The sequence below is a fragment of the Kitasatospora sp. LaBMicrA B282 genome (genome assembly GCF_050325825.1).
Lineage (GTDB): Bacteria > Actinomycetota > Actinomycetes > Streptomycetales > Streptomycetaceae > Kitasatospora.
On the sequence record NZ_JBNQTI010000267.1, the window covers coordinates 1 to 7,784 of the forward strand.

The 7,784-nt window shown below is 73.0% G+C and carries 4 protein-coding genes and 1 pseudogene; all 5 read left to right on the plus strand.

From position 1 onward, the window contains the following. Positions 1-727, plus strand: a 727-nt coding sequence (locus ACQRUO_RS37595; protein WP_428320675.1) for a hypothetical protein, incomplete at its 5' end; no start/stop codon positions are given. Between the two features lie 59 nt (positions 728-786). Further along, complete coding sequence (locus ACQRUO_RS37600) at positions 787-2,406, plus strand: succinic semialdehyde dehydrogenase (RefSeq protein ID WP_428320676.1); 1,620 nt, start codon at positions 787-789, stop codon at positions 2,404-2,406. Continuing rightward, positions 2,403-4,298 (plus strand): GMC oxidoreductase, encoded by a 1,896-nt coding sequence (locus ACQRUO_RS37605; RefSeq protein WP_428320677.1) that lies wholly within the window; start codon positions 2,403-2,405, stop codon positions 4,296-4,298. Before ACQRUO_RS37600 ends, ACQRUO_RS37605 begins: the two co-directional genes overlap by 4 nt. Before the next feature lie 939 nt (positions 4,299-5,237). After that, positions 5,238-6,833 carry a glutamine-hydrolyzing GMP synthase gene (gene guaA, locus ACQRUO_RS37610; protein ID WP_428320678.1) on the plus strand — a complete coding sequence of 532 codons (1,596 nt, stop codon included), beginning with the start codon at positions 5,238-5,240 and terminating at the stop codon, positions 6,831-6,833. 200 nt (positions 6,834-7,033) lie between these two features. After that, a pseudogene (locus ACQRUO_RS37615) lies at positions 7,034-7,597 on the plus strand (DoxX family protein); the annotation flags it as partial. Between the last annotated feature and the right edge of the window lie 187 nt (positions 7,598-7,784).

Genomic DNA, 7,784 nt, shown 5'->3' on the forward strand with positions numbered 1-7,784 from the left:
CCCGGCCGGCCGCGGCACCCGCGGCCGGCGCCGCGGCAGCGCGCTGCGCCGGCTGGCGCTGCTCGGCCTGACCGCCGCCGTGGTCAGCGGCGCGGTGGCCTTCGCCGTGGTCCGCTACGACCACCACGGCCAGCCGGTGGTCGACCCCACCACCGGCCCCACCCAGGCGCCGGTCACCCCGACCGCGCTGCCCACCTCCGCCCCGACCACGCCCAGTGCCACCACGCCGCCCGGCCCGGCGCCGGCCGGCTACAGCTGGGTCACCGACCCGATGGGCTTCCGCTTCCCGGAGCCGCTGGACGGCGGTGTCTGGCAGCGCAGCCAGAACCCGGACAACAACAACGTCTACTACAGCCCGGACGGCGAGAAGCACCTGATCCAGTTCGCCAGCCAGGTCGGCCAGTCGCTCACGCCGCTGGACCACCTCACCTCGCTGGACCACGACCTGAGCACCAAGCCGCAGTCGGGGCTGGCGAACTACCACCGGGAGTCGCTCGCCGCCGCCACGGTGCACGGCTACGAGGCGGCCCAGTGGGTCTACACCTTCACCAACACCACCAAGGGCCAGAACGCCGGACCGCGCCGGGTGATCGAGGAGGAGTACCGGGACGGCCAGGGCACCTCGTACACCATGCTGGTCTCCGGCCCGGCCAACGGCACCGACCGCACGCAGACCGAGAACCGTTTCACCGCACTGCTGAACGGCTTCACCCCGGTGGCACCGTAAGGCCTTTTCGCTGTTACCGACGGGTACACAACAGGCCACCCAAGGCCTAGGCTGCGCCCATGACGGACATCACGGCAGAGAGCCGCGGCAGCGGCCGCAATCCCGTGGCCCCGGGCGCCGGCCGAACGGTCGCCTCGGCGGTCCCGCAGTCCCTGGTCGGCCGCCTGGCCCGGGGGGTCAGCGCCGACCCCGGGGCCGAGCGGGTGCAGACCCGCGCGCCGTTCACCGGCGAGCCGCTGGCCGAGCTGCCGCGCTCCACGCCCGAGGACGTCGAGCAGGCCTTCGAGCGGGCCCGGCGGGCCCAGCGGGCCTGGGCCGAAACGCCGGTGCGGCAGCGGGCGGCGGTGCTGCTGCGCTTCCACGACCTGCTGCTCAAGCGGCAGGACGAGGTGCTCGACCTGATCCAGGCGGAGACCGGCAAGTCCCGGCTGCACGCCTTCGACGAGATCCTCGCCACCAGCATGGCGGCCCGGCACTACGGCCGGGGCGCGGCCGGCTACCTGAAGGAGCGCCGCCGCGGCGGGGCCGTGCCGGTCCTCACCAAGACCCTGGAGGGCCGCCGTCCCAAGGGCGTGATCGGCCACATCTCGCCGTGGAACTACCCGCTGGAGCTCTCGGTCAGCGACGCGCTGCCGGCCTTCGTGGCGGGCAACGCGGTGGTCAACAAGCCGGACACGCAGACCGCGCTGACCGCGCTGTGGGCCCGCGAGCTGCTGATCGAGGCCGGGCTGCCGGCCGACCTGTGGCAGCTGGTGATCGGCGACGGCCCGGTGCTCGGTCCGGTGGTGGTCGAGCACGCGGACTACGTCTCGTTCACCGGCTCCACCGCCACCGGCCGTGACGTGGCGCGGCGGGCGGCCGCCCGGCTGGTCGGCGCCTCGCTGGAACTCGGCGGCAAGAACGCCATGCTGGTGCTCGCCGACGCCGACCTGGACCGGGCCGCCGAGGGCGCGGTGCGGGCCTGCTTCTCCTCCGCCGGGCAGCTCTGCGTCTCGGTCGAGCGGCTCTTCGTGCACAGCTCGGTGGCCGAGGCCTTCCTGGAGCGGTTCGTCGCCCGGACCCGGAACATGCGGCTGGGCAGCGGCCTGGCCTACGGCGCGGACATGGGCTCGCTGGTCTCCGAGCGGCAGCTGGAGACCGTCACCCGGCACGTCGAGGAGGCGGTCAAGGCGGGGGCCACGGTGCTGACCGGCGGCCGGGCCCGCCCCGACCTCGGCCCGCTCTTCTTCGAGCCGACCGTGCTGGACGGGGTCACGGCCGAGATGGCGGTCTGCGCCGAGGAGACCTTCGGCCCGGTGGTCTCGATCTACCGCTTCGACACCGAGGAGGAGGCGGTCACCCGGGCCAACGCGACCTCCTACGGGCTCAACGCCAGCGTCTGGACCAAGGACCTGCGGCGCGCCCGGGCGGTCGCGGCGCGGCTGCGCACCGGCACGGTGAACGTCAACGAGGGCTACGCCGCCGCCTACGGCTCGGTGGCCTCGCCGATGGGCGGGATGGGCGACTCCGGGCTCGGCCGGCGGCACGGTGCGGAGGGCATCCTGCGCTTCACCGAGGCGCAGACCATCGCCATGCAGCGGCTGCTGCCGATCGCCCCCGCGTTCGGGCTGAGCGAGGAGAAGTGGGCCGCGCTCTTCACCACCGGGCTGAAGGCGCTGAAGACCCTGGGGGCCAAGTGAGCGGGACGGAGCAGGCCGTGCCGGAGGACGCCGTCTCGCAGGAGGCCGTGACGCAGGACGCCGTGACGCAGGACGCCGTGACCGGGCCGGACGGGTTCGACTACGACGTGATCGTTGTCGGCTCGGGCTTCGGCGGTTCGGTGAGCGCGCTGCGGCTGACCGAGAAGGGCTACCGGGTCGCGGTGCTGGAGGCCGGCCGGCGGTTCGCCCGGGACGAGCTGCCCAGCACCTCCTGGGACGTGAAGAACTACCTGTGGGCGCCGGCGCTCGGCCTCTACGGGATCCAGCGGATCCACCTGCTGACCAACGTGGTGGTGCTCGGCGGCGCCGGGGTCGGCGGCGGCTCGCTCAACTACGCCAACACCCTCTACGTGCCGCCGAAGGCCTTCTTCGAGGACCGGCAGTGGCGCCACATCACCGACTGGGAAGCGGAGTTGGCGCCCTTCTACGACCAGGCGCAGCGGATGCTCGGGGTCCGCACCAACCCCACCCTCACCCCCTCGGACGTCCACCTCAAGGATGCTGCCGAGCAGTTGGGGGTCGGGGACACCTTCCACCTGGCGCCGGTCGGGGTCTTCTTCGGTGACGGCGAGGACGGCGACGGGTCGGCCAAGACGGTGCCCGGCGCCGAGGTCGAGGACCCGTACTTCGGCGGTGCCGGGCCGCGCCGCCGGGCCTGCACCGAGTGCGGCGAGTGCATGACCGGCTGCCGGCACGGCGCCAAGAACATGCTCACCGAGAACTACCTGTTCCTGGCCGAGGCCAACGGCGCCGAGATCCACCCGCTCACCACGGTGGCCCGGATCCGGCCGCACGGCGAGGGCTACGCGGTCGACGTCAAGCGCACCAACGCCCGCGGTGCGGCGGCTGAGCGGGCCGGCGCCCGCACCCTGACCGCGGCCAGGGTGGTGGTGGCGGCCGGCACCTACGGCACCCAGACGCTGCTGCACCAGATGCGCGACCAGGGCCGGCTGCCGGGCATCTCGCCGGCCCTCGGCGAGCTGACCCGCACCAACTCCGAGGCGTTGGTCGGCGCGCAGACCACCCCGCGGCGGTACGGCGGGCCGGTGGACTTCACCAAGGGCGTGGCGATCACCTCCTCGATCCACCCGGACGAGAACACCCACATCGAGCCGGTGCGCTACGGCAAGGGCTCGAACGCGATGGGCTTCCTGTCGATCATGCAGGTGCCCGGCGGCGGGCGCGGCCCGCGCTGGCTGAAGGCCGCGGCGGCCGCGGTCAAGCACCCGACCGTCTTCGGCCGCTCGCTGAGCAACTACCGGTGGTCGGAGCGGACCATCATCGGGCTGGTGATGCAGTCGGTGGACAACTCGATCACCGTCTCGCTGAAGCAGAAGGGCCTGGGCAAGGGGAAGCTGACCTCCCGGCAGGGCCACGGCGAGCCGAACCCGACCTGGATCCCGGCCGCCGAGCAGGGCGCCAAGGCGCTGGCCGCCTCGATCAACGGCTTCGCCGGCAGCACCGTGGGCGAGGTCTTCGACATCCCGATGACCGCGCACTTCATCGGCGGCTGCCCGATCGCCGAGGGTCCCGAGCACGGCGTGGTCGACCCCTACCACCGGCTCCACGGCCACCCGGGGATCAGCGTGGTGGACGGCTCGACCATCTCGGCCAACCTCGGCGTCAACCCGTCGCTGACGATCACCGCGCAGGCGGAGCGGGCGATGTCGATGTGGCCGAACAAGGGCGAGGCGGACCCGCGGCCCGCGCCGGGCGAGCCGTACCGCCGGGTGGCCGCGGTCGCCCCGCGCACGCCCGCCGTCCCGGCCGGGGCGTTCGGCGAGCTGCGGGTGCCGCTGCTGCCGGTGCCCGTGGTGCCGAAGAAGCGGGACGCACGGCCTGAGGACGGACAAGGCACGGCCGAGGACTGACCGGGCAAGGCAAAGGGCCCCGCGGGGGAACGGGGCCCTTTGTCGCTCAGCACGCGGCGTCAGGGCAGCGCCGGTGCTGGGGCGACGGCGCCGGGGGATGAGCGCCGTCTATTCGGTTGGTCTGGAAGCGCGCCGCCGGTGCGGCGCGTCGCCCGTGCACTCCGTCCGAGTCGGGCCGGGTGACGGCGCCGCCCTCACGGAGCGTGAGTTGATACCCACGGTCACCGCAGCTGGGCAGGACCGCCGGGGTGGGTGATCCGTCGGCCGGAGTCGGCCACCGTTGCACCCCCTTCCAGCATCGTGGTGGACGCAGGCCATGCTCTGCAACCGATTCGGCGGACTTCGGCACAGTCCATTTTTCCCGGAGGGTCGTACTGACACGCTGTCAGCAGTGTCTGGGGGCCGTAGCGGGCCACCGGCAGCCCGATGACAGTCGTGACGGTCGGTAGTCGCACGGTCGATCAGTGATCATCAGTGGTCGTCAGTGAGAATCCGGGCCCCCATGGCCCGGCGACCGGGCGGCGCGGCGGCGGTCCGGGCGTCCCCGGGGCCGACCGCCGCACCTCCTGGCGCAGTCGTGGGCCGGCCGCTGTCCCCTGCCGCCGCCCCACCGCACCCGCAGGTGGTCCCACGGCGTCCCCGCGCGGGGGAGCACCACACCTGCGGGCGGACTGGAGAAACTCCACGCGTGGTCCTGCCGACCGCACGGGCGTGGGCCCGGGCGCCCGGTGCGGCGCACCTGGTGGGTGCGGCGCGGTCGTGCGGTCGTCCGGAGCAACGAGTCCGGGCGCGGCCCGGACACGGGCGACCGGCGAAGGGGTGAACGGCGGCGGTGCACGGCGGCGGTGCACGGCGGTGAAACCGGTGGTGAACACGGCCGAACGGGGTGCCCGGTAGACTCGGGGGTGACACCCCCACATCGCTGCCGGAAGGCCGTCTGTGTCCTCTGCTACCCCCGACCAGTCCGTCCCGCAGGTCGACACCGTCCTGGTGGTCGACTTCGGCGCCCAGTACGCCCAGCTCATCGCCCGCCGGGTGCGTGAGGCGCGGGTCTACAGCGAGATCGTGCCGAGCACCATGCCGGTCGCCGAGATGCTCGCCAAGAACCCGAAGGCGATCATCCTCTCCGGTGGTCCGTCCTCGGTCTACGAGGAGGGCGCCCCGCGGCTCGACCGCGCGATCTTCGAGGCCGGTGTCCCGGTCTTCGGCATGTGCTACGGCTTCCAGCTGATGGCGATCACCCTCGGCGGCACCGTGGACAACACCGGCGCCCGCGAGTACGGCCGTACCGCGCTGCACGTCAGCAAGAACGGCTCGACCCTGTTCGAGGGCACCCCGGGCGAGCAGTCGGTGTGGATGTCGCACGGCGACGCCTGCTCCGCCGCGCCCGAGGGCTTCACCGTGACGGCGTCCACCGACGTGGTCCCGGTCGCCGCCTTCGAGAACGACGAGGCCAAGCTCTACGGCGTCCAGTACCACCCCGAGGTGCTGCACTCCACGCACGGCCAGCAGATCCTGGAGCACTTCCTCTACCGCGGCGCCGGCATCGCCCCGACCTGGACCACCCACAACGTGGTGGACGAGCAGGTCGCGCTGATCAAGGCGCAGGTCGGCGACAAGCGCGCGATCTGCGGCCTGTCCGGCGGCGTGGACTCCGCGGTCGCGGCCGCGCTGGTGGCCAAGGCCATCGGCGACCAGCTGACCTGCGTGTACGTCGACCACGGCCTGATGCGCCAGGGCGAGACCGAGCAGGTCGAGAAGGACTTCGTGGCGGCCACCGGCGTCAAGCTCAAGGTGGTCGACGCCGAGGAGCGGTTCCTGACCGCGCTCAAGGGCGTCAGCGACCCGGAGGAGAAGCGCAAGATCATCGGCCGGGAGTTCATCCGGGTCTTCGAGCAGGCGCAGGCCGAGATCGTGGCCGAGGCCGGCGCGCACGGCGAGTCCGTCGACTTCCTGGTCCAGGGCACCCTCTACCCGGACGTGGTGGAGTCCGGCGGCGGCACCGGCACCGCGAACATCAAGTCGCACCACAACGTCGGCGGCCTGCCCGAGGACCTGCAGTTCGCGCTGGTCGAGCCGCTGCGCAAGCTGTTCAAGGACGAGGTCCGGATGGTCGGCCAGGAGCTCGGCCTGCCCGAGGAGATCGTCCAGCGCCAGCCCTTCCCGGGCCCGGGCCTGGGCATCCGGATCGTCGGCGAGGTCACCAAGGAGCGCCTGGACCTGCTGCGCGAGGCCGACGCGATCGCCCGCGAGGAGCTGACCGCGGCCGGCCTGGACCGCGAGATCTGGCAGTGCCCGGTGGTGCTGCTGGCCGACGTCCGCAGCGTCGGTGTGCAGGGCGACGGCCGCACCTACGGTCACCCGATCGTGCTGCGCCCGGTCTCCTCCGAGGACGCCATGACCGCCGACTGGTCGCGGCTGCCCTACGAGGTGCTGGCCAAGATCTCCACCCGGATCACCAACGAGGTGCGCGACGTGAACCGCGTGGTGCTGGACGTGACCAGCAAGCCGCCGGGCACCATCGAGTGGGAGTGAGTCTCCCGCCCTCCGATTGAACGGCCGCACCGCCGCCCACGTACCCGTGGGTGGCGGTGCGGCCGTTCGCGTCAGATCCGGCCGGGTCGCGGGTGCGGTCGGATCTGACACCGGGGGCTCGGGATACCGTCGAAAATAGGCAGAATGCTCAACACATCTGCCATTTGATCTGACGGACTGTGAGAAAGGTGAACGCCATGATGGAGGGCACCAGAGACCCGGCCGAGGCGGCCGGCGACGGCGCCGAGCCCCCGGTCGTCGGGTCGGTGCCCCCGGCGGTGGCGGGCCGTGCCGCCAGGGCCGCGCAGCGCCGGGAGCTCGCCGGCCGGTACGCGCTCCTCCCGCTGCGGCTCTTCCTGGGCGTCACCTTCAGCTACGCCGGCCTGGACAAGCTGGCCGACAGCCACTACCTGGCCGGTGCCGGCGACCCGCAGTCCTTCTACGCGCAGACCCTGGCGGCCAAGCCGCACAGCCCGATCGGCTGGGCGCTCGCCCCCGCGCTGCACGCGCCCACCTTCTTCGGCCTGCTGATCGCCTTCGGCGAGCTGGCCGTCGGCCTCGGCACCCTCTTCGGGCTCTGGGGCCGGATCGCCGCGGCTGGCGGCGCGCTGCTCAGCCTGACCCTCTTCCTGACCATCAGCTTCAACGTCACCCCCTACTACCTGGGCAACGACCTGCCGTACCTGATGGCCTGGACGGCGATGCTGCTGCTCGGCACGCCCTACCTGTCGGTGGACGGCTTCCTGGCCCGCCGGGCCGAGCGGGACCGGCGGCACGGGCTGACCGAGGAGGCGGTGCACCGCCGCACCGTGCTGGACGGCTCGATCGCGGCGGTCGCGCTCGGCGGCGCCGGGCTGCTGCTCGGCTCGCTGACCGCCACCTTCGTCCGCCGCAAGCCGAAGCCGGCCGCGGCCGCGCCCGGGTCGGCCGGCACGCCCGCGCCGGGCGCCG